Genomic DNA, 21,505 nt, shown 5'->3' with positions numbered 1-21,505 from the left:
CGTCAGCGACGGTTTGCCCAAAAGCCTTCCGCGCGCGCTTCGACTGCCGATCTGGCCGCATCGTCTAAGCTGCCGGGTTTTCCGCCGCCACTTCCTCCAATATCCACGCGATGAACGCCGCCACCGGCGCATGCGACATACGCGCATGCGGGGCCACGATGTAATAGGCGCTCGGGCTCTTGACGGCATGCGGCACGGCGACCAGCAACTGGCCACTTTCCAGCTCCGAACGGATCATGAATTGCGGCATCAGGGCAATGCCGAGGCCGGCGATACAGGCTTGCGAGACATTCGAGAATTGCTCGAACCACATGCCACGGCCGGAAGCGGGTTTCAGGCCGAGGGCGCCGAACCAGTGATCCCAGGCGCCCGGCCGCGACGCCATGTGGAACAGCGGCAAGCCGACGAGATCGTCCGGCGCCTCGATCCTGTGTTGGGCGAAAAAGGCCGGGCTGCAGACCGGCACGACAAATTCATCCATGAGGAAAGTCGATACCGCACCCGGCCAATCCGGCTGGCCGATATGGATCGCCGCGTCGATATTCTCGCGCTCGAAATCGAACTGGCCGATGCGGGTCGCGAAGTTCAGGGTGATGTGCGGATGCCGCGCCACGAAACGCGGAATGCGCGGCATCAGCCAGCGGGTGCCGAACATCGGCAGGATGGCGAGGTGCAGGCTGTTGGCCTGGGTCTTTGTCATCGCCTGCAGCGAGGCCTGGCGGATCATTCGCAGCGCCGGGCCGATACTTTCCGCATAGGCCGTGCCGACGGGGGTGAGAAAGACACCGCGGCTGTTGCGCTCGAACAGCCGGGTGCCCAGCTGTTCCTCCAGACCCGCCACCTGCCGGCTGATCGCCCCTTGCGTCAGCGAAAGCTCATGGGCGGCGGCCGAAAAACTGCCCAGCCGCGCCACCGCATCGAAAGCTGCCAGCGCGCTGCTCGAAGGCAGGAGTTTTCGTGGTATACCGATCATCACCTATTACTAGATGGAATAGATCGATGCGTAAACGTGGATTGCGTCGCAGGGGTGTCGGCGCTATTTCATGCTCAACCTTGGAGGCGATGATGACCGAACGTGTGGAATTTTCCTGGAGCGATCCTTTCCTGATCGAAGACCAGCTGACCGAAGAAGAGCGCATGATCCGCGATACCGCGGCAGCCTTTGCGCAGGCGGAACTTCTGCCGCGCATTCACGATGCCTATCTGGATGAAAAGACCGATGCCGAGTTGTTTCGCCTGATGGGCAGCACCGGCCTTCTCGGCATCACTGCCCCGGCACAATATGGCGCAGCCGGTGCCGGTTATGTTTCCTACGGCCTCGTTGCCCGCGAAGTCGAACGCATCGATTCCGGCTACCGCTCGATGATGAGCGTGCAGTCCTCGCTGGTGATCTATCCGATCCAGGCCTACGGCTCGGAAGAACAGCGGCAGAAATACCTGCCGGGCCTGATCTCCGGCGAACTGATCGGCTGCTTCGGCCTGACGGAACCGGATGCCGGCTCCGATCCGGGCGGCATGCTCACCCGCGCCGAGAAGATCGACGGCGGTTACCGCCTGCGCGGCTCGAAGATGTGGATTTCCAATGCGCCGATCGCCGATGTCTTCGTCGTCTGGGCAAAATCGGCTGCACATGACAACCAGATCCGCGGCTTCATTCTCGAAAAGGGCATGAAGGGTCTTTCGGCGCCGAAGATCGGCGGCAAGCTTTCGCTGCGTGCCTCGATCACCGGCGAAATCGTCATGGATGGCGTCGAAGTCGGCGAAGATGCGCTGCTGCCGAATGTTTCCGGCCTCAAGGGTCCGTTCGGCTGCCTGAACCGGGCCCGCTACGGCATTTCCTGGGGTGTTCTCGGCGCTGCGGAAGATTGCTGGCACCGCGCTCGCCAGTACGGCCTCGACCGCAAGCAGTTCGGCAAGCCGCTGGCCGGTACCCAGCTTTACCAGAAGAAGCTGGCCGACATGCAGACGGAAATCACCCTCGGCCTGCAGGCCTCGCTGCGCGTCGGCCGCCTGATGGACGAGCACAAGTTCGCGCCAGAGATGATCTCCATCGTCAAGCGCAACAATTGCGGCAAGGCGCTCGACATCGCCCGCCAAGCCCGCGACATGCACGGCGGCAACGGCATCCAGATCGAATACGGCGTCATGCGCCACGCCCAGAACCTCGAAACGGTCAATACCTACGAGGGCACGCACGACGTGCATGCGCTCATCCTCGGCCGGGCGCAGACGGGTATCCAGGCATTCTTTTGATCGCCGGGGTTGGCAATAGCAACGCCCTCATCTTATGAACATCGGCGAATGGAAACGCCGATGTTCACCCTGACCGAAACTGCCATCTTTGAACAGGACATCAAGAAGAGCCGGTTTCTGGCGATTTGCGGTCCCATCTCCAGCGAGGACGACGCCAAACGTTTCCTCGCCACCCATTCCGACGTTACCGCCAATCACAATTGCTGGGCATGGCGCATCGGCCAGGCTTACCGTTTCAGCGACGATGGCGAGCCGCGCGGCACCGCCGGCAAGCCGATCCTGCAGGCCATCGACGGCCAATCGCTGGATGGCGTCGTCGCCGTCGTCACCCGCTGGTTCGGTGGCATTCTGCTGGGAAGCGGCGGGCTTATCCGCGCTTATGGCGGCACCGCCGCCTCATGCCTGCGCAACGCCGCCAAGGTCGAGCAGATCGCCACCGTAACAGGAACCTTTGCCTGCGGCTTTTCCGATCTTGCGCTTCTGCAGGCGAGGCTTGCCGCCTCGCCGCATGTTCAGGTGCTTTCCGAAGAGTTTACCGCAAGCGGTGCGGACATTTCCATCCGCGTCACGCTGGAATGGGCAGCACCCATCCAGGCGATGATCAGCGATCTGACCCGCGGGCAGGTACAGCTCCGCCTGGATGACTGACCTGCCCTTTCCGTAAGTCACTGTTTACTGTTGCGTGCCGTCAGGCGTTACCTGCTGCGACGCACCGCCGGTGCTTGTCTCCGGCGTGGGATCCCGGTCCGTGGGAACGGTCTGCTGCGTGTCGCCGGCCGGCGTGTTGTTGTCGAAAGTGCCGCTGCCGCTCGGCTGGTTGGCGACGGTATTTTCCGTCGTCGATGTCGTTGTCGTCGTGGGCGCGGCGGCATCACGGTCCTGGCTTTCGCCCCACATTTCGGCACCGCCCCAAGCCAGAAGAGCAAGGATCAGGCCACCGATCAGCACCATCAGAACCGGCCGGCCCAGCAGTCCCTGACGCGCCTCAACCGGGGTCAGCTCTTCCCGCCTGTTGGTTTGCGCGGTCGAAACCACATCGCCACGTTCGTCGATATATTGTGCCATGGTATCACCTCCGGACGCCGGTTTGCCGGATTGCAATTGCGAAAGCGTCCGGATTGGAAACGACGCCCGGCCGTAAATGTTCCTTGTCCGCAACTGATGCGATGGCCCGCGGGGGAGCAAGGCGCCCTCCGAACGCTCAGTTCCAGTAATAAAAGCCAATCACTCAAACATAATAAGAAACGAACAATGATGGTATATAAATCACTATTGAAACCTTTCATTATCCCTTGAAAGTAAATATCCCCCGGCATTGCTTTCCGCATTTACAGCCAATTAGCCGGTCTCAACTATAGATTCCCGCCATATTTTACACCTTGAGGGACACGAAGATGAACCGCCTGAAGCTTGCCTTCCTTGCCGCCACCACCTTGCTTACGGCCACCGCTGCTTGCGCCGAAACAACGACGTTCGAGGATGATGTAGCCGGCCTGACCGACAGCCAGATGGAAAAAACGGTTGAGTTCGCCTTCGATAACGGCCTCTTCTTCCTGTTCCACGAAATGGGGCACATGCTGATTTCGGAATTCAACCTGCCGGTGCTCGGCCGGGAAGAAGACGCCGCCGATACGCTCTCGACGCTGATCCTGCTGGAAATGGACGATGCCGTGTTCGACAAGGCGCTGTCCGACAGCGTCGAAGGGTGGAAGATGTCCTCCGAGGCCGGCGAGGACCCCGATCTCTGGGACACGCACTCCCTCGACCGGCAGCGCGCCTATCACATGGTCTGCATGATGATCGGCAAGAATGCGGAAAAATTCAAGAAAGTGGCCAACGACATGGAAATGCCGGACGACCGGCGCGAGGAATGTGCCGACGATTACAAGAAGGCACATGGCAGCTGGTTCGGCCTGCTTGAAAAGCATGCTCGCAAGGGCGGCAAGGAACCCCGTTTCACCGTCAGCTACCAGAAGCCGAAGGACAAGAACCTCTCCGACTATGCCGAACTGGTGAAGGTGTCCAACATACTGGAAGTCGTCCAGCAGGTCGCCGCCATGTACAAGCTCAAGGACGGCATCAAGCTGACGGCTTCGGAATGCGGCGATGCCAATGCCTATTGGTCGGCGGGCGACCGGGAAATGACCTACTGCTACGAGCTTTCCCAGTGGTATACCCAGGCCATGGCCGGCACCTTCAAGCAGGAAGAGGGCCAGCAAGAAGAAGGAAAGCAGGAAGAGGGCGATGCGGGTAAGATCCTTGACGCAGGTAGCCCGATCGAACAATAGCAGCTTTACGCGAAATCACCGTCGGGCACGTGGATGCCGACGGTGATCTCCACCGCAACAGAAAAAGGCCGGAGCGATACGGTTCGCTCCGGCCTTTGTTTTAGAGCATTTCCGCCTTTCTCCGAAACGCGAAAATGCTCTATCTCTTTGTTTCTACGCAATTCCGGACGCAAAACCGCGACGCACTTTTGCTGGAATTGCTTTAACTTGCCTGCCGTTCGGCCAGACGCATATCGACATAGTTCTTCAAGCCGGCGAAGTCCGTCTTGCCAGAGCCGAGCAGCGGCACGCTGCCCTGCAGGATCTCGGCGGGGATGGCCAGTTCGCTGACGCCCTTGGCGCGGGCATGGGCCAGCAGGTCTGCGCGGTTCGCCTTGGGATTGTCGATGACCAGCACCAGCCGCTCGCCCTTCTTCGGGTCGGCAACGGCGACGACACCCACCGGAATACCCGACCAGACTTCGCCCGCCAGCACCTCGATCGCTGCCAGCGACACCATCTCGCCGCCGATCTTGGCAAACCGCTTGGCCCGGCCGCGGATGGTGACGAAACCATCCTCGTCGATGGTGACGATGTCGCCGGTATCGTGCCAGCCGTCGGCCGGAACTTCCAGCACGCCGGGATTTTCCGCCCGCAGGTAACCGGCCATGACATTCGGACCGCTGACGTACAGGCGACCGCCCTCATCGACGCCCGGCACCGGCTCCAGCCGTGCCGTGATGCCCGGCATCAGTTTTCCGACCGTTCCCGGCCTGTTGTACATCGGCGTGTTGAGCGCGACGACGGGAGCCGCTTCCGTGACGCCATACCCTTCCAGGATACGGATGCCGAACTTGTCCATGTAGGTTTCGCGGGTCGAGCGCTTCACCGGCTCGGCACCGGCAAAGCAGTAGCGGATCGAACGCAGGTCATAGGGATGGGCGGAGCGGGCATAACCGGCCAGGAAGGTATCGGTGCCGAAGATGATCGTCGCATTGCTGGAATAGATCGCTTCCGGAATGATGCGGTAATGCAGCGGCGACGGGTAGAGATAGACCGGAACGCCGCTGGCAAGCGGCAGGATGGTGCCCGCCGTCAGGCCGAAGGAGTGGAACACCGGCAGGACATTGAACACCTTGTCGCCATTGTGGAAATCGACGCGCGCCGCCGCTTGCGAAACGTTGGCGAGAATGTTGGCATGGGTCAGCACCACACCCTTCGGCGTGCCTTCCGAACCCGACGTAAACAGGATCGCCGCACGGTCGGTGGTCTGGCGCGCCTTCAGCGGCCGCGACCGGCCGATCAGGCCACGGATCTTGTCGAGCTTGGAAACGGTCGCCCGCAGGTCGTCGAGATAGACGATGCGGATGCCGCTTTCCGTCAGGCCATCGATCACCGCTTCCAGCCGGGCCTGCTTGACGAAAGCCCGCGACGTCAGGATGGTGCGGATGTCGGCCGCGGTGCAGGCGGCACGCAGATTGGCGAGACCGGCGGTAAAATTCATCATCGCAGGCACCTTGCCGGCGGAGACGAGGCCGAGCAGGCTGACGACCGCGCCATTGGCATTCGGCAGCAGCAGGCCGAGCGTTTCTTCGCCGGGGAACATGCGGTCGAACTTCGTCGCCAGAACCCGCGCACCTGTCAGCATCGTCGCATAGGACAGCCGGCCGCTCAGCGGATCCTCGAGCGCGTTGCGCTTCATGCCGTAGGTGTGGCCGGCCTTGATGATCTCTTCCAGAATGGTGCCGGTCTTGCCGCTGGTGGCGAAGACGAGATCCGACATGATGCGGTAGAGGGCAGCGGCGGCGGCCTGCCGGCGCTTGCGGCCCTTGAGTTCCGGCGAGACGGAGAGTTTCACCGGCTCGATGATCGTCACACGCACCTTGGGGAAAAGCTGCTTGCGAGTATGGAAGGAGCTGAGGCGCGAAAAAATCGTCCGCTCCAGGCCGTCGATCTTGATCGGCACGATCATCGAGCCGGTCTTGTCGGCCACCATCGCCGCGCCGTCATAGACCTTCATCAGGCTGCCGGTCACTGTCAGGCGGCCTTCGGGGAAGATCACCAGCGGTTCGCCACCTTCCACCGCGCGGATCAGCGAGCGGGTGGCCATCGGCCGGGTCGGATCGAGCGGGAAGGCATTGGCGAGTTTCAGGAATGGCCGCACCCACCAGCGCTGGGCAATGTCGGTGTTGATGGCGAAGACCGGCGGGCGCATGCCCTGGGCATCGGACAGCGCCAGCGCCAGCGCGGCATCGAGGAAGGAGACGTGGTTCAGCGCCAGGATCGGCGTCGGGCCGGCTTTCGCAAGATTCTCGATGCCTTCGACTTCGAGGCGGAAAAAGGCGCGCATCAGGATCGAGATGAAATCGCGAAACGGATCGGTCGGCAGGAAACGCAGCATCAGGCCGGCCGCAACCAGGGATGCGACACCGAGGCCGACGGTGATGAGCCACAGCGGCGCGCCGGCTGCCTGGATCGCCGCGACGGCAACCCCGCCGAACGCCATGAAGACAGCATTCAGCACGTTGTTGGCGGCGACGGCGCGGGCACGCTGCTCCGGCTTCGCCCAGGCCTGCAGGGCAGCAAAACTCGGCACGATCAGGAAGGCGCCGGTGACAGCGGCGAGCGCCAGGTCGATGGCGACGCGGACGGCGCCGGGGGTATTGAAGAAGGTGGAAAGGTCAGGCGCAACGGTGGCAGCCGGTGTCAGGCCGGACATGAAGATGCCGAGATCGATGGCGACCACGCCAAAGAGAACTGTGCCGATGACCGCCTGGACCAGCACGATGCGGCCGGCCGACAGCCAGGCGGCAATCGACGAACCGATGGCGATGGAAATCGCGAAGATGGTGAGGTAAGCGGTGATGGCGATCTCGCTGCCGCCCAGCGTCTTGACCAGCGGCGGCAGGATGGAGAGCACGATCGCGCCCATCAGCCAGAACCAAGAGACCATCAGCGAGGTAACCAGCATGCGCCGCTCGCCGCAGATTTCCCGCGTCAGACGCCAGGTGGAACGAACGATGTTGGCATCGATGCACAGGTCCGGCGCGGCACTGCCGGTGCGCGGGATCAGGCAGCTTGCGCCCCAGGCGATGGCGGCAAAACCGATGATCAGCGGCCCAAAGATCGCCGGATGATCGCCGCCACTGGCAAAGGAGAGGCCGGCGAAAATCGTACCGGAGAGGATGGCGATGAAGGTCGCGCCCTCGATCCAGGCATTCGCCGCTGGCAGCTGCTCACGATCGAGATGATCGGGCAGGATGGCGTATTTGATCGGGCCGAACAGCGCCGAGCCGACGCCGAACAGGAACAGCGCCGCCATCATGCCTTCGATCGAGTGGAAAGCAATGGCGCCGACCGCGACAACGGCGGCGGCGATCTCGCCGAGTTTCAACCAGCGGGCGACGACCGCCTTGTCGAAGCGGTCGGCCAGTTCGCCACCGAGGGCGGAGAGCAGCAGGAAGGGAGCGATGAAGATGGCGCCGGCCAGTGTCACCAGCGAGGCGGCCTCGGAGGCCGACATCTTGGCCAGGATGAGGAACACCAACGTGTTCTTCAAGAAATTGTCGTTGAAGGCCGCAAAAAATTGCGTCCAGAACAGCGGCGCAAAACGCCGTGACAGGATCAGCGGCCCGGCTTTCTGTTGTTCTTGCATGCTAACTCCATCCCTTGTTGGGAGCCGCCAACTGCTGGCTCGACACTTGAACTTGAACATCGTTCATTTTAAGATAGAATGAATTTGAACGCTGATCAATCTTATTTTTGATCATCGCTCAAAATAAGATTGATGCAGTTACCCAGGGAACCCTCATGCCGATTTCCGCCGAACAGAAAGAAGAGCTCACGCAACGGATCCTTGACGTGACAGAAAGACAGATTGCCGAAAACGGCCTCGCGGCCGTCTCCACCCGATCGATCGCGCGGGAGGCGGGATGTTCCGGTGGCTCTATCTATACACGCTTTTCCGATTTCGACGATCTGGTGCTGGCGGTCAATTCGCGGGTGCTCGCCCGCTTCGGCGCCATCCTTGCCGAACTGCGCGAGGGCACGCGGGCGCTGCCGGTTGAGCAACGACTCTGCGGCATGGCGGATGCCTATCTGGATTTTGCGCTCGGCGAGCGAAATGCCTGGAGTGCATTGTTCGAGCACCGCCTGCCCGATGGCAGGTCCCTGCCCGATTGGCACCGCGACGATCACTACCGCCTGTTCGCCATGATCGAGGAACCCCTACGGGAACTCGACCCCGGCCTGACGCCGGCCCAGGCAGCGGCGCTGGCGCGAACCATCTATTCCGCCGTCCACGGCATCGTTTCGTTGAGCATCGAGGACCGGCTGGGGCGCGTGGATGAGGCGACCTTGCGGGGTCAATTGCGGCTGGTGGTCCTGGCACTGGCTGCCGGCTTTCGACAGACCTCGCCGAGCGCCGGAATGTGACCGTCCGCCCTAGCATATGCTCGGGTTTTCGCTGTGTCAGGCCTATTTTAACGATTTGCTAACCATAAACACAGAAATCGTTTTTTGGCCGTTGCTAAAGCAAAATACCACTTCACTTGCGTTACAGGCGATTCTTGTCGCCTGTACAAGTCACCGATGTCTGCAATGGATGATCAAAGCGTCCTGTAAGATCGGGAATACCGCCGGGGCTCAGTTCCGCCCCTTGTCCTTGCGATTCGCTTTCAGGAATTGAATGTAAAGCTGATCCAGCTGCGTCGCAACATATTCCCCGAATTCCGGCACGATCTTGTTGTTGAAAACCAGCGACGTCTGGGCACGCCGTGCCTCCAGCCGCGCCGCCTTCACGGTGCCGTTGACGACGACATCGCGGTCATTCGACGCATTTGCGGGCGCGACCGGCGCCAGCGCATCGAACAGCTTGATGAAACGGCCATCGCTATCGGCCATCAGGAATTCGCGTTGACCGGTCAGCGCCTCGGCATTGTCCATGGCATCCGCCACGGTCAGCCGGTCGGCCATGGCCAGCCAGCGGGCACGGCCCGCCTTGGGGGCAGGACCGATCTGGTTCAGCAGGCTTTCGGGGATCATCCGCGCCACGGCGATGTAACGGCTCAGATCCGCCTTGTCGGTGGAGAGTGCCGCCATGATGGTCACGCGGTCAAACCCCTTCTCTTCGAGGCGCCGCGCGAACAGCGCCTTCTCGATATAGGAGAGATCCTTGCGGTCGAGATTTTCCTTGCCCTGGGCGATCACCAGCTCGTTGTCGCTGAGCGGCTGCACCACGGCCTTGACCGCAATGCCGAGATGCTGCGCGGCGCGCAGGCGGCGGTGGCCGTAAGCAACCTGATAGCGCTCCGTCTTTTCCGGATGCGGCCGCACCAGGATCGGCACCTGCTGACCGCTTTCGCGAATGCTGGCAACAAGCTCCTGGAAATCCGGATCGACATCGATAATCAGCCGGTCGTTCACCATCGAGCCATCGACCATGGCCGGCTCAAGATCGATGACGACAGTGCCGCTGGCAATCTGCTCCTTAAGCCTGCTGGCGGCGCGGGCGCCTTCCGTCAGTTCCTGCAAAGACGCGCCCATGGCGGAGACGGCGCCGGTGCGAACGCGCTCGCGCTCCTTCTCCGGTGGCGTCGTGTTGGGAGATCCCAACTTCATCATGAAAAGCGAATTGACGGTGTCTTTCCGGCTCATATCAGGATCCTCGTCGTAACCGCACCCACGACATCATGTCGGGCTTGCACCGCGCTGTTGGGAGCTCCCAACAGCGCGGTGCGTCGATCTTAACGAGAAGTACGTCCCCACGCGGCGCGGATCAAGCCTTCGATTTCGCCATGCACAGCATCCAGCGCTTCGAGGGCACGATCATAGGTGGATCGGGTCATGCTTTCCCTGCCGATTTCATACAAGGTCTGCTTGGTCAATCCGGCATCGGAGACAGCCGCCGACTTCACCATCGGATTGAGCAGCACGGCATCGCCGAAGAGATTGCGCAGCAGGGCGACCACTTTCGTCTGCGGCGCATCCTGCGGTTCGAAGCGGGTGACGAGATAGCGAATGAAATCGTACCGCAGCGTGCCGCCCGCCTCGCGCACGACGGAGAGCAGGTCCTGCGTCATCAGCAGGAACTGGCTCATCGAGGCGATGTCCATCATCTGCGGGTGAATGGTGATGACCATGCCCGTCGAGGCGCAAAGACCGCTGAGCGTCAGGTATCCCAGTTGCGGCGGGCAGTCGATGACGACGACGTCATACTGGTCGGCGACGTCGTCGATGGCCGCTGCGATGCGCGTGAAAAAAATCTCGCCGCCCTTGGCATCACCGGTGGCGAGCGCCCGCGGCGTGGTGTGCTCGAACTCCATCAGTTCGAGATTGCCCGGCACCAGATCGAGACCGTCGAAATAGGTCTGCCGCACCACCTCGCGCAACGGCCGCCGCTCGCCGTCATACCGGATGGCGGCGTAGAGCGTTTCGTTGCTGGCAAGATCGGTTTCCGGCAACACGCCGAAGAGCGCCGAAAGGCTGGCCTGCGGATCGAGGTCGATTGCTAGAACGCGATAGCCGCGCAGCGCGAGATACTGCGCCAGATGCGCCGATGTCGTGGTCTTGCCGGAGCCGCCCTTGAAGTTCGTCACCGCCAGCACCTGCAGATGATCGCCCTCCCCGCGCCGTGGCACGAAGTCGTAGGCATCCCGGCCGCGCGCCGTGCTCGCCAGTCGCCGGCGGATTTCGTTGATCTGCTGCAGGCTGTAGAAGCGGCGGCCGGCCGGGCTGGTGGTCGGCTCCGGCCCTTCGCCGGCCAGCGCCATCTTGCGCAGGGTGGAATCGGAAATCCCCATCAGCCGCGCCGCCTCCCCGGAGGTGAAACGGCGCAGGGTCTTGTGAGAGGTCGGCGGAAAAAACGCTTCGCTCATCGCCTGCAGCTGCGAACTCAGGATCGACGCATGCTGACCGATGGTTTCATCGACGGAGGGAAGATTTTCCAGATGCCTGCGATTGCTCACGCTCATTCTCCCTGATCACGGTTATTTCCGTTATTGGAGATCATTACCGTGACAAGATGAAAACGCAATGATAGCGGCGGCGGCTTCCGTCAGATGTGCAGGGCGTGTCCGAGAATGCGCAGGCTCGCCTCGTGCAAGGCCTCGCCCAGTGTCGGGTGGGCGTGGATCGTGCCGGCGATATCCTCCAGTCTCGCACCCATTTCAATGGCCTGGGCGAAGGCGGTCGAGAGTTCCGAGATCCCGGCGCCGACCGCCTGGATGCCGAGAACCAGATGGCTGTTCGCCTCGCAGACCACACGAATGAAACCGTCCTCCCGGCCCATGGTCATGGCCCGGCCATTCGCCTGGAAGGGGAAGCTGCCGGTCTTGACCTCCAGTCCGGCGGCGCGCGCCTCCTCCGCAGTGCGGCCGACCGAGACGATTTCCGGATCGGTAAAGCAGACGGCGGGAATGCAACGCTTGTCCCAGCCGCGCCTCAGCCCGGCGATGATCTCCGCCACCATCTCGCCCTGCGCCATGGCCCGGTGCGCCAGCATCGGTTCGCCGGTCACGTCGCCGATGGCGTAGACGCCGCGCATGGACGTGCGGCAACGCTCGTCGATGCGGATGAAACGCCCGGCCATGTCGAGCCGGATTTCGTCGAGACCGAACCCCTCGGTCAGTGGCCGTCGACCGACGGTCACCAGCACCCGCTCGGCGGCAATCGTTTCATCCGTGCCATCTGCCCGGCGCACCACCAGCCCTTCTCCATCCGGCGCCAGTCCCTTGGCGGAAGCACCGGTGAGCACACGCACGCCAAGCTCCTGCAGCCGCTTCGCCACCGGGCGTATCAGTTCGGCATCGTAGAGCGGCAAGATCTGCTCCGCCGCCTCGACCACCGTCACGGACGCACCGAGCTTGGCGTAAGCCGTACCGATCTCCAGCCCGATGTAACCGCCGCCGACAACGGCCAGCGTCTTCGGCATCGCCGTCAGCGCCAGCGCCTCGGTGGAAGACATCACCCGGCCGCCGAAAGGCAGCGCCGATAGCTCGACCGGCACCGAGCCGGTGGCGATGATCACGTTTTCGGCGCGGATGATCTGTTCGCCCATATCGGTCTCGGCGGCGATGGTCTTGCCATCGAGGAACCGCGCCGTGCCGAACACGGTTTTCACCCTGGCCTTCTTCAGCAATCCGGCAACGCCGGATGTCAGCCGCGAAACGATGCCGTCCTTCCACTCGACGGTGCGGCGCAGGTCAATGGCCGGATCGGACGCCGTGATGCCCATGGCGCCGCCATCGGCAAAATGCCGCAAACGCGAAAATTCGTCAGCCGCGTGGATCAGTGCCTTGGATGGAATGCAGCCGACCGTCAGGCAGGTTCCCCCCGGCATCTTCTTTTCGATCAGCACGGTGTCGAGTCCGAGTTGCCCGGCCCGGATCGCCGCGACATAACCACCGGGACCACCGCCGATCACCGCCACCTTGCAGGTGATATCCTTCATCGCTCAGCCCTCCAGGAACATCATTGCAGGCGTTTCTATCAGCGTTTTCAATCGCTTGACGAAAACAGCGGCATCCCAGCCGTCAATCACCCGGTGATCGAAGGATGAGGAGAGGTTCATCATCTTGCGCGGCACGAATTGTTGACCGTCCCAATGCGGCCTGACCGCAATCTTGTTGACGCCGACGATTGCCACCTCCGGCCTGTTGATGATCGGCGTCGTCGCCACGGCACCCAGCGGACCGAGGGAAGAGATGGTGATCGTCGATCCGGAAAGCTCTTCGCGCCTCGCCGTACCGTTGCGCGAGGCCTCGGCCACCCGGGCCAATTCGCTTGCCGCAGCATAAAGCCCCAGCGTCTCGGCATGGCGGATCACCGGCACCAGCAGCCCGTTCGGCGTCTGCGTCGCGATGCCGACATGTACGCCGCCGAACTGGCGGATGATTTCCGCCTCGTCGTCGTAATGGGCATTGAGCGCCGGCTGTTCCTTCACCGCCTTGACGATGGCGCGGATCAGGAAAGGCAGCACGGTCAGCTTCGGCCGGCCCGCCACACCCTCGGCATTCATCCGTGTCCGCAGGTCCTCCAGCGCGGTGACATCCACCTCCTCGACGATGGTGATGTGCGGGATATGCGCCTTGGCCTCCGCCATGCGTTCGGCGATCTTGCGGCGCAGCCCGACCATCTTGATTTCGGTGACGGAGAGATCGGCCGCCGGCGTGGCGGAAGGCTGGGCCGTGTCGTCCTGCTGCTGGAAGGCGTCGAGATCGTCATGGGTGATCCGCCCGGCCGGCCCGGAGCCGCGCACCCGGCGAAGATCGATACCGGCCTCGCGCGCCCGCAGCCGCACGGAAGGCGGCGCCAGCGGTTTTTCGCCCTCGGGGCGCCGGGGGCCGGCGCCCGCGAAGGCCCGGCTGGCCGGAGATAAGGCATCCCTCTCAGGCGCAATGGCAGCCGGCCTGGCGATCTCCTGCTGGCGTGCTTTTTCGGGGACGGCAACAGTCACTGGTACCGGTTCCTCGCCCTCATCCTCGGCGTCGTCCACGCCGTGCGCTTCACCCTCCACCTCGATCCGCACGATCTCGGAGCCGATGGCAATCGTTTCGCCGACCGTCGCGCCGAGCCAGATCACCTTGCCGGAAACGGAGGAGGGAATTTCCACCGTCGCCTTGTCGGTCATCACGGCGGCCAGCAGGTCGTCCTCGCGCACCATGTCGCCCAATTTCACATGCCATTCGGTAAGCTCGGCTTCCGCAATGCCTTCGCCGACATCGGGCAATTTGACCGAAAACACACCCATGTTCAGGCCTCCATGATTTGCTGCAGCGCCCGGCCGACACGCTCCGGGCCGGGGAAATAATCCCATTCCTGCGCATGCGGATAAGGCGTATCCCAGCCGGTCACCCGCAGGATCGGCGCTTCGAGATTGTAGAAGCAATCGCGCTGCACCACGGCCGCCAGCTCGGCGCCGAAACCGGAGGTCAGCGTCGCCTCGTGAACGATGACGCAGCGCCCGGTCTTCTGCACGGAAGCGACGATGGTCGGCGTGTCCAGCGGCAAGAGCGTGCGTAGGTCGATCACCTCGGCATCGATGCCGGTGGCTTCGGCAGCGGCCAGCGCCACATGCACCATGGTACCGTAGGCCAGAACCGTCACCGCCTGCCCTTCCCGGCGAATGGCGGCATTTCCGAGCGGCACCAGGTGATGCCCGTCCGGAACCTCGCCGAGATCGTGCTTCTTCCAGGAAACCACCGGCTTTTCATGGTAGCCGTCGAAGGGACCGTTGTAGAGCCGCTTCGGCTCCAAAAAAATCACCGGATCGGGATCGGCAATCGCCGCCAGCAACAGGCCCTTGGCATCCGCCGGTGTCGAAGGCACCACGGTCTTCAGGCCGGCGACATGGGTGAACAGCGCCTCCGGGCTTTGACTGTGCGTCTGCGCCCCAAAAATCCCGCCGCCTGTCGGCATGCGCACCACCAGCGGGCAGGTGAACTCCCCGGCCGACCGATAGCGCAGCCGCGCCGCCTCCGAAACAATCTGGTCGTAGGCGGGATACATGTAATCGGCGAACTGGATTTCCACGCACGGCTTCAGGCCATAGGCCGCCATGCCAATGGCCGTGCCGACGATGCCGAGCTCGCTGATCGGCGTATCGAAGCAGCGAGAGGTGCCGTATTTCTTCTGCAGGCCGGAGGTGCAGCGGAAGACGCCGCCGAAATAACCGACGTCTTCGCCGAACACGACAACCTTGTCGTCGTCGCCCATGGCGATGTCGAGGGCATTCTGGATCGCCTCGATCATGGTCATCTTTGCCATGGCTCAATACCCCGCTTCGTGGCGCTGTTTCAGGAGATGCGCCGGCATCTCGGCATACACGTCCTCGAACATGTCGCGCGGCGACGGCCGGCGGCCGGTATGCAGGGTGCCGATCGCTTCCGCCTCGCGCTGCGCCACGAGCACGCTGTCCAACACCTCGGCCTCCGCTTGTTTGTGCCGTTCCTCCGACCAGAGGCCGCGGGCGATGAGGTGCAGTTTCAGCCGCAGGATGGGATCGCCGAGCGGCCAGGCATCGCTTTCCGTCTTTGGGCGATAGGCGGCCGGATCGTCCGAGGTCGAATGACCGCCGGCACGGTAGGTGACATATTCGACGATGGTCGGCCCGAGATTGCGGCGCGCCCGCTCCACCGCCCATTTGGCGACGGCATGCACGGCAAGATAATCGTTGCCATCCACCCTCAGCGCCGGGATGCCGAAACCATGGCCACGCGCGGCAAAGGTGCCGGAGCCGCCGCGGGCGATGCCCTGGAAGGTCGAGATCGCCCACTGGTTGTTGACGATGTTGAGGACGACGGGGGCCTTGTAAGTCGAGGCGAACACAAGCGCCGCATGGAAATCGCTTTCCGCCGTCGAGCCGTCGCCGATCCAGGCGGCGGCGATCTTGCGGTCGTGGCTGATCGCGGAAGCCATGGCCCAGCCGACCGCCTGGATATACTGCGTCGCCAGATTGCCGGAAATCGAGAAGAAACCATGCTCCTTCGAGGAATAGAACACCGGCAGCTGCCGGCCGTGCATCGGGTCCTTGTCGTTGGAATAGACCTGGCACATCATGGTGACCATCGGATAGCCGCCGGCGATCAGCAGCCCCGCCTGGCGATAGGTGGGGAAGTTCATGTCGCCGGGTTCCAGCGCCATCCGGAAGGCGCAGCTGATCGCTTCCTCGCCCAGATGCTGCATGTAGAACGAGGTCTTGCCCTGGCGCTGCGCCATCAGCATGCGCGCATCGTAAGCCCGCAGCGTCATCATGTGCCGCAGGCCGTCGCGCAGTTCGTCGTCGGTCAGCGTTCCCGCCCAAGGACCGACGGCCTCGCCCTGCCGGTTCAGCACACGGATGATCGAGAAGGCGAGGTCGCGCATATCCTCGGGCTTTTCGTCGATCTCCGGACGGCGGATGGTGCCGGCGCGCGGGATCTTCACATGCGAAAAATCCGGCTGGTCTCCGGGCCGCCATTCCGGCTCCGGCACGTGCAGGGAAAGACGTGGCGCGTCAGGCATCGGTTTCCTCCTCCTCCTCCTCAGGCATTATCAACGCCCACGCCTGCCGGCCGGTTCGACAACGGCGGCAAAAGCTGGCGTCCTCCTCTCACCCGTCTCCTCAAAACGGGTGTGGCTTCATCAAAAACTGTTCGCAACGGCGGGCCGAGGCAATGCGGTTTTTCTGAAGCACTGTTCGAATTGAGCCGAAAACCGCCCTTTTGGCGAGAGCCTTGCGCCCTGCCGTCGATATTCGCAGCAAATGTGCGATTCCGGATCTTTTTGCGATCGTTTCGAACCGGAAAGAGGCTGTCCGCGTTTCTTTCGGACGCCGGCCCTCCGACACCTGCCCGGCGGATTTTCAGAATCGCGTTTCAAAGGAGTTTTTGCGGAAGATGGAGCAGATCATTGCCGACATGTATCACGAGACCCAGACGCCCTATCCGGTCATCTTCGCGCGGCTTGCGGCAGCGATCCTGTTCGGCGGCATCATTGGCCTGGAGCGCGAAGCGCGGGATCGGCCCGCCGGGCTGCGGACCCATATCCTCGTCAGCCTGGCGGCGGCGATGTTTGCGATCATCTCGATCGAAAGCGTCCATATGCCGGGTTTCGCCGACGACCAGGTGCGCATCGATCCGCTGCGCGTCATCGAGGCCGTCACTGCCGGCGTCGCCTTTCTCGCGGCCGGCATGATCGTTTTTTCGCGCGGCGAGGTGAAGGGGTTGACCACCGGCGCCGGCATGTGGCTGTCCGGCGGTATCGGTCTTGCGCTCGGCTTCGGCCACTGGTTCATCGCCGCCTTCGCGACGGGCGCGGCACTGGTCGTGCTCTTCATCCTCGCCCGCATGCAGATCGCCCTCGGCATGGAGGAGAAACAAGGCCCGGCGGCGGTCGACGATGAAAAAGCCGGCGGCTGAAACGAAAATCCCCGCGCCGGCGAAATCCGGCACGGGGAAGATGGGAGAGGCGCGAATTCAGGCCAACGATGCCGTCATCGGTGGTCCGCCAGCAGAAACTGCACCGGAAAATCCAGCCCAATACACCGATTTCCTTGCGGTTACCGGCGCTTGCGCCTCCGTCTGTTCCATCTCGCGACAAAAAGACAAAGTGGCGATACCTCGTCATATCGCCACTTGTTGTTTCAGCCAGATCCCAAACGTTCCGGGATGCCGTTGGTTCCCGAAAAAATTCGACCGGCCGAGATTTTTTCAACCCATGCGCTCGGAAGCGTAAGAGCCGGGGCTCGCCGGGAAGACGACGGTGCGGTTGCCGTTGATGAAGGTGCGGTGGTGGATATGCGCATGCACGGCGCGCGCCAACACCTGGCTTTCGACGTCGCGGCCGATCGAGACGTAATCTTCCGCACTCTGGGCATGGGTGATGCGGGCGATGTCCTGCTCGATGATCGGGCCTTCGTCGAGGTCGGCGGTGACGTAATGCGCTGTCGCGCCGATCAGCTTCACACCGCGCTCATAGGCCTGCTTGTAGGGGTTGGCGCCCTTGAAGCTCGGCAGGAAGGAGTGGTGGATGTTGATGATCTGGCCGGACATCTTCTGGCACATCTGGTCGGAGAGGATCTGCATGTAGCGGGCGAGAACGATCAGCTCGGTGCCGGTCTGCTCGACCACGTCCATGATCCGGGCTTCCGCCTGCGGCTTGTTGGCCTTGGTCACCGGGATATGGTGGAACGGGATGTCGTGATTGACCACCACCTTCTGATAATCGAAGTGGTTGGAAATGACGCCGACGATATCGATCGGCAGCGCACCGATCTTCCAGCGGTAGAGCAGGTCGTTGAGGCAGTGGCCGAAGCGCGACACCATCAGCAGCACCTTCATGCGATGCTCGCTGTTGCGGATTTCGGCTTCCATGCCGAACTGTGCCTTGACCGCCTCAAAACCGGTGCGAAGCTTCTCGAGCGAGGCACCTTCCTGGCTGATGAAGGTCAGGCGCATGAAGAACAGCCCGGTCTCCAGGTCGTCGAACTGTGAACTGTCGCTGATGTAGCAGCCTTCCCCGGCCAGATAACCGGTGATGGCGGCGACGATGCCCCGTGTCGACTTGCAGCTCACCGTCAGAACATAATTCGTCATCGATCTTCCTTTCAAAGCAGGCCTTCGGCGGCTTGCTTAAATCAAATCAAAAGCGCCGGAAAGCCTCCGGCGCCCGCCTCCTGATCGAAATCTTCGCCCTGCCGCAGCGCCGCTAGATATCCAGCGTCGTCTGGCGCTCCCATTCGGTGAAATGCGAAGCGTAGGCGTTCCATTCGTTATGCTTGAGCTTAAGGAAGGCTGCGGAAAATTCCGTCCCCATTGCGTCTTTCAGGCGCTGATCGGCGTCGTATTCGCGCAGGGCATCGAGAAGATTGAGCGGCAGGCGCGGCGCATTCTTCACCAGGTGCCCCTCGGCATACATGTCGATGTCATGGTGAGGGCCGGGATCGGCCTTGCTCTTCAGCCCGTCCAGCCCGGCGGCGATGATCACCGCCTGCAGCAGATAAGGGTTGACGGCACCATCCGGCAGGCGCAGTTCGAACCGGCCGGGACCGGGCACGCGCACCATATGCGTGCGGTTGTTGCCGGTCCAGGTGACGGTGTTCGGCGACCAGGTGGCGCCCGAAGTGGTGCGCGGCGCGTTGATGCGCTTGTAGGAGTTGACCGTCGGGTTGGTGATCGCCGCCAGCGCCGAGGCATGCGCCATGATGCCGCCGAGGAATTCCCGGCCCTCGGCCGACAGGCCGAAATCGGCTGCCTTGTCGGCGAAGACGTTCACCGTGCCGTCCGTATCCCAGACCGAAATGTGGCAATGGCAGCCGTTGCCTGTCAGCCCCTTGAACGGTTTTGGCATGAAGGTCGCCTTCAGCCCATGCTTTTCGGCAACGGACTTGACCATGAACTTGAAGAAGGAATGCTTGTCAGCGGTTTTCAGCGCGTCGTCGAATTCCCAGTTCATCTCGAACTGGCCGTTGGCGTCCTCGTGGTCGTTCTGGTACGGCCCCCAGCCGAGTTCCAGCATGTAGTCGCAGATCTCGGCGATGACGTCGTAGCGCCGCATCACCGCCTGCTGGTCGTAGCAGGGTTTTTCCGCCGTATCGAAACTGTCCGAAATCGCCGATCCATCCGCCGTGATCAGGAAGAACTCGGCCTCGACGCCGGTCTTCACCCGCTTGCCCATGGCTGCCGCTTCAGTGATCAGCCTTTTCAGGACGTTGCGCGGCGCCTGCTCGACCAGCTTGCCGTCCATCATGCAATCGGCCGCCACCCAGGCGACATCCTTCTTCCACGGAAGCTGGATCACCGAAGCGGCATCCGGCAGGGCGAACAGGTCGGGATGGGCGGGCGTCATGTCGAGCCAGGTGGCAAAACCTGCAAAACCCGCGCCTTCCGCCTGCATGCCTGATATCGCCTGGGCCGGCACCAGCTTGGCGCGCTGGCCGCCGAAAAGATCGGTATAGCTGATCATGAAATACTTGATGCCATGCTCCTTGGCATAGGCTGCAAGATCCAGTGTCATTTGTTCCCCTTTTGGATTTTTGAGACACTTATGTTCGATGCGGATGGGAGTGTTCTCCTCACCCTCGCCCTTCCCGTTGGCGGGAAGGGAAAAGTCGTCAGTCATTCATGCCCGCGCCTCGCCTTCCATCTCCTCCCTACGGAAAGCGTGGCCCGGACCGATCAGAACCCGCCTTTTCCGGGTATCCAGCTGGTGCCGGCCAGCGGCACCTGGGCCATGGCCGAGGCTTCGATCGTCAGCGCGCAGAGATCTTCCGGCTCGAGATTGTGGACATGGTTCTTGCCGCAGGCGCGCGCGATGGTCTGCGCCTCCAGCGTCATGACCTTGAGATAGTTGGCAAGCCGCCGCCCGGCCGCGACCGGATCGAGCCGCTGCGACAATTCCGGGTCCTGCGTGGTGATGCCGGCCGGGTCCTTGCCTTCGTGCCAGTCGTCATAGGCGCCGGCCGTGGTGCCGAGCGCATTGTATTCCGCCTCCCAGCGCGGATCGTTGTCGCCGATGGCGATCAGAGCCGCCGTGCCGATGGACACGGCATCGGCCCCCAGCGCCAGCGCCTTGGCCACGTCGGCGCCGGAGCGGATGCCGCCGGAGATGACGAGCTGCACCTTGCGGTGCATGCCGAGATCCTGCAGCGCCTGCACGGCCGGGCGAATGCAGGCGAGCGTCGGCATGCCGACATTCTCGATGAAGACTTCCTGCGTCGCCGCCGTGCCGCCCTGCATGCCGTCGAGCACCACGACATCGGCACCGGCCTTCACTGCCAGAGCGGTATCGTAATAAGGACGCGCGCCGCCAACCTTCACATAGATCGGCTTTTCCCAGTTGGTGATCTCGCGCAGTTCCAGAATCTTGATTTCCAGGTCGTCCGGCCCGGTCCAGTCCGGATGGCGGCAGGCGGAGCGCTGGTCGATGCCCTTCGGCAGCGTGCGCATGTCGGCAACGCGATCGGAAATCTTCTGGCCGAGCAGCATGCCGCCGCCGCCGGGCTTGGCGCCCTGGCCGATGACGATCTCGATGGCGTCGGCGCGGCGCAGGTCGCGCGGGTTCATGCCGTAGCGCGACGGCAGGTATTGATAGACCAGCGTCTGCGAGTGGCCACGTTCCTCCTCGGTCATGCCGCCGTCGCCCGTCGTCGTCGAGGTGCCGGCCAGCGTCGCGCCGCGCCCCAGCGCTTCCTTGGCCTGCCCGGAGAGCGAGCCGAAGCTCATGCCGGCAATGGTGATCGGGATCTTCAGTTCGATCGGCTTCTTGGCAAAACGCGCGCCGAGTACGACGTTCGTCTCGCATTTCTCGCGGTAGCCTTCGAGCGGATAACGCGAGATCGAGGCGCCGAGGAACAAGAGGTCGTCGAAATGCGGCACCTTGCGTTTAGCGCCGCCGCCGCGGATGTCGTAGATGCCGGTGGCTGCGGCGCGGCGGATTTCGGAGGTGGTGTAGTCGTCGAAAGTGGCCGATGTGCGCGGCGTGGTGGGCGGGTTCTGATAGCTCATGGT

Annotated in this window: 18 protein-coding genes; 6 read left to right on the top strand and 12 right to left on the bottom strand. The window is 62.7% G+C overall.

The window, feature by feature from the left end; genetic code table 11:
- Positions 1 to 64: 64 nt before the first annotated feature.
- Positions 65 to 973 (bottom strand): LysR family transcriptional regulator, encoded by a 909-nt coding sequence (locus ACSQ3I_RS14775; RefSeq protein ID WP_436000089.1) that lies wholly within the window; start codon positions 971 to 973, stop codon positions 65 to 67.
- Positions 974 to 1,065: 92 nt separating this feature from the next.
- On the opposite strand from ACSQ3I_RS14775, the gene ACSQ3I_RS14770 reads away from it, so the two are divergent.
- Both ACSQ3I_RS14770 and ACSQ3I_RS14765 read left to right on the top strand, forming a co-directional pair.
- Positions 1,066 to 2,253: an acyl-CoA dehydrogenase gene (locus ACSQ3I_RS14770; protein WP_436000088.1), complete on the top strand. Its 1,188-nt coding sequence runs from the start codon at positions 1,066 to 1,068 to the stop codon at positions 2,251 to 2,253.
- A gap of 60 nt (positions 2,254 to 2,313) precedes the next feature.
- A complete protein-coding gene (locus tag ACSQ3I_RS14765) occupies positions 2,314 to 2,901 on the top strand; it encodes an IMPACT family protein (RefSeq protein WP_436000086.1) in 588 nt (195 codons plus the stop codon).
- Positions 2,902 to 2,925: 24 nt separating this feature from the next.
- Here ACSQ3I_RS14765 and ACSQ3I_RS14760 read toward each other — a convergent pair whose 3' ends face one another.
- The gene (locus tag ACSQ3I_RS14760) at positions 2,926 to 3,318 is read right to left on the bottom strand and encodes a hypothetical protein (RefSeq protein WP_436000085.1); all 393 of its coding nucleotides are present in this window, start codon (positions 3,316 to 3,318) and stop codon (positions 2,926 to 2,928) included.
- Between the two features lie 329 nt (positions 3,319 to 3,647).
- Between ACSQ3I_RS14760 and ACSQ3I_RS14755 the strand changes: the two genes are divergently transcribed.
- On the top strand, positions 3,648 to 4,541 hold the full coding sequence (locus tag ACSQ3I_RS14755) for a DUF4344 domain-containing metallopeptidase (protein ID WP_436000083.1): 894 nt from the start codon (positions 3,648 to 3,650) through the stop codon (positions 4,539 to 4,541).
- Between the two features lie 202 nt (positions 4,542 to 4,743).
- Here the strand turns inward: ACSQ3I_RS14755 and ACSQ3I_RS14750 are convergent, their stop codons facing one another.
- Positions 4,744 to 8,175, bottom strand: coding sequence for an acyl-[ACP]--phospholipid O-acyltransferase (locus tag ACSQ3I_RS14750; RefSeq protein WP_436000081.1), 3,432 nt, complete (start codon positions 8,173 to 8,175; stop codon positions 4,744 to 4,746).
- Between the two features lie 206 nt (positions 8,176 to 8,381).
- On the opposite strand from ACSQ3I_RS14750, the gene ACSQ3I_RS14745 reads away from it, so the two are divergent.
- Positions 8,382 to 8,954, top strand: coding sequence for a TetR/AcrR family transcriptional regulator (locus ACSQ3I_RS14745; RefSeq protein ID WP_436000079.1), 573 nt, complete (start codon positions 8,382 to 8,384; stop codon positions 8,952 to 8,954).
- A 210-nt stretch (positions 8,955 to 9,164) separates the two neighbouring features.
- Here ACSQ3I_RS14745 and repB read toward each other — a convergent pair whose 3' ends face one another.
- The 6 genes from repB to ACSQ3I_RS14715 form a co-directional block, all read right to left on the bottom strand.
- On the bottom strand, positions 9,165 to 10,175 hold the full coding sequence (repB, locus tag ACSQ3I_RS14740; RefSeq protein WP_436000077.1) for a plasmid partitioning protein RepB: 1,011 nt from the start codon (positions 10,173 to 10,175) through the stop codon (positions 9,165 to 9,167).
- A gap of 89 nt (positions 10,176 to 10,264) precedes the next feature.
- Positions 10,265 to 11,485: a plasmid partitioning protein RepA gene (repA, locus tag ACSQ3I_RS14735; protein WP_436000075.1), complete on the bottom strand. Its 1,221-nt coding sequence runs from the start codon at positions 11,483 to 11,485 to the stop codon at positions 10,265 to 10,267.
- An 89-nt stretch (positions 11,486 to 11,574) separates the two neighbouring features.
- Positions 11,575 to 12,969 (bottom strand): dihydrolipoyl dehydrogenase, encoded by a 1,395-nt coding sequence (gene lpdA, locus ACSQ3I_RS14730; protein ID WP_436000073.1) that lies wholly within the window; start codon positions 12,967 to 12,969, stop codon positions 11,575 to 11,577.
- 3 nt (positions 12,970 to 12,972) lie between these two features.
- Positions 12,973 to 14,268 carry a dihydrolipoamide acetyltransferase family protein gene (locus tag ACSQ3I_RS14725; protein ID WP_436000071.1) on the bottom strand — a complete coding sequence of 432 codons (1,296 nt, stop codon included), beginning with the start codon at positions 14,266 to 14,268 and terminating at the stop codon, positions 12,973 to 12,975.
- A gap of 2 nt (positions 14,269 to 14,270) precedes the next feature.
- The gene (locus tag ACSQ3I_RS14720; RefSeq protein ID WP_436000070.1) at positions 14,271 to 15,284 is read right to left on the bottom strand and encodes an alpha-ketoacid dehydrogenase subunit beta; all 1,014 of its coding nucleotides are present in this window, start codon (positions 15,282 to 15,284) and stop codon (positions 14,271 to 14,273) included.
- A 3-nt stretch (positions 15,285 to 15,287) separates the two neighbouring features.
- Positions 15,288 to 16,520 (bottom strand): 3-methyl-2-oxobutanoate dehydrogenase (2-methylpropanoyl-transferring) subunit alpha, encoded by a 1,233-nt coding sequence (locus ACSQ3I_RS14715; RefSeq protein WP_436000068.1) that lies wholly within the window; start codon positions 16,518 to 16,520, stop codon positions 15,288 to 15,290.
- A 374-nt stretch (positions 16,521 to 16,894) separates the two neighbouring features.
- Here ACSQ3I_RS14715 and ACSQ3I_RS14710 point away from each other — a divergent pair, with 374 nt between their 5' ends.
- Together ACSQ3I_RS14710 and ACSQ3I_RS14705 are read left to right on the top strand one after the other, a co-directional pair.
- Positions 16,895 to 17,416: an MgtC/SapB family protein gene (locus tag ACSQ3I_RS14710; protein ID WP_436000066.1), complete on the top strand. Its 522-nt coding sequence runs from the start codon at positions 16,895 to 16,897 to the stop codon at positions 17,414 to 17,416.
- Complete coding sequence (locus ACSQ3I_RS14705) at positions 17,397 to 17,732, top strand: hypothetical protein (protein ID WP_436000064.1); 336 nt, start codon at positions 17,397 to 17,399, stop codon at positions 17,730 to 17,732. The genes ACSQ3I_RS14710 and ACSQ3I_RS14705 overlap by 20 nt, the downstream gene beginning before the upstream one ends.
- On the opposite strand, the gene purU is transcribed toward ACSQ3I_RS14705, so the two are convergent.
- The 3 genes from purU to ACSQ3I_RS14690 all read right to left on the bottom strand — a co-directional run bounded on the left by purU (position 17,708) and on the right by ACSQ3I_RS14690 (position 21,502).
- On the bottom strand, positions 17,708 to 18,592 hold the full coding sequence (gene purU, locus ACSQ3I_RS14700; protein ID WP_436000062.1) for a formyltetrahydrofolate deformylase: 885 nt from the start codon (positions 18,590 to 18,592) through the stop codon (positions 17,708 to 17,710). The two genes, ACSQ3I_RS14705 and purU, sit on opposite strands and share 25 nt — an antisense overlap.
- 112 nt (positions 18,593 to 18,704) lie before the next feature.
- Positions 18,705 to 20,012, bottom strand: coding sequence for a type III glutamate--ammonia ligase (gene glnT, locus ACSQ3I_RS14695; RefSeq protein WP_436000060.1), 1,308 nt, complete (start codon positions 20,010 to 20,012; stop codon positions 18,705 to 18,707).
- A gap of 161 nt (positions 20,013 to 20,173) precedes the next feature.
- Complete coding sequence (locus ACSQ3I_RS14690) at positions 20,174 to 21,502, bottom strand: FMN-binding glutamate synthase family protein (protein ID WP_436000058.1); 1,329 nt, start codon at positions 21,500 to 21,502, stop codon at positions 20,174 to 20,176.
- Between the last annotated feature and the right edge of the window lie 3 nt (positions 21,503 to 21,505).

Origin of the sequence: Rhizobium sp. LjRoot30, from assembly GCF_964253915.1 — a bacterium.
Classification (GTDB): domain Bacteria; phylum Pseudomonadota; class Alphaproteobacteria; order Rhizobiales; family Rhizobiaceae; genus Metarhizobium.
This window is presented reverse-complemented; position numbering and strand designations above follow the sequence as displayed.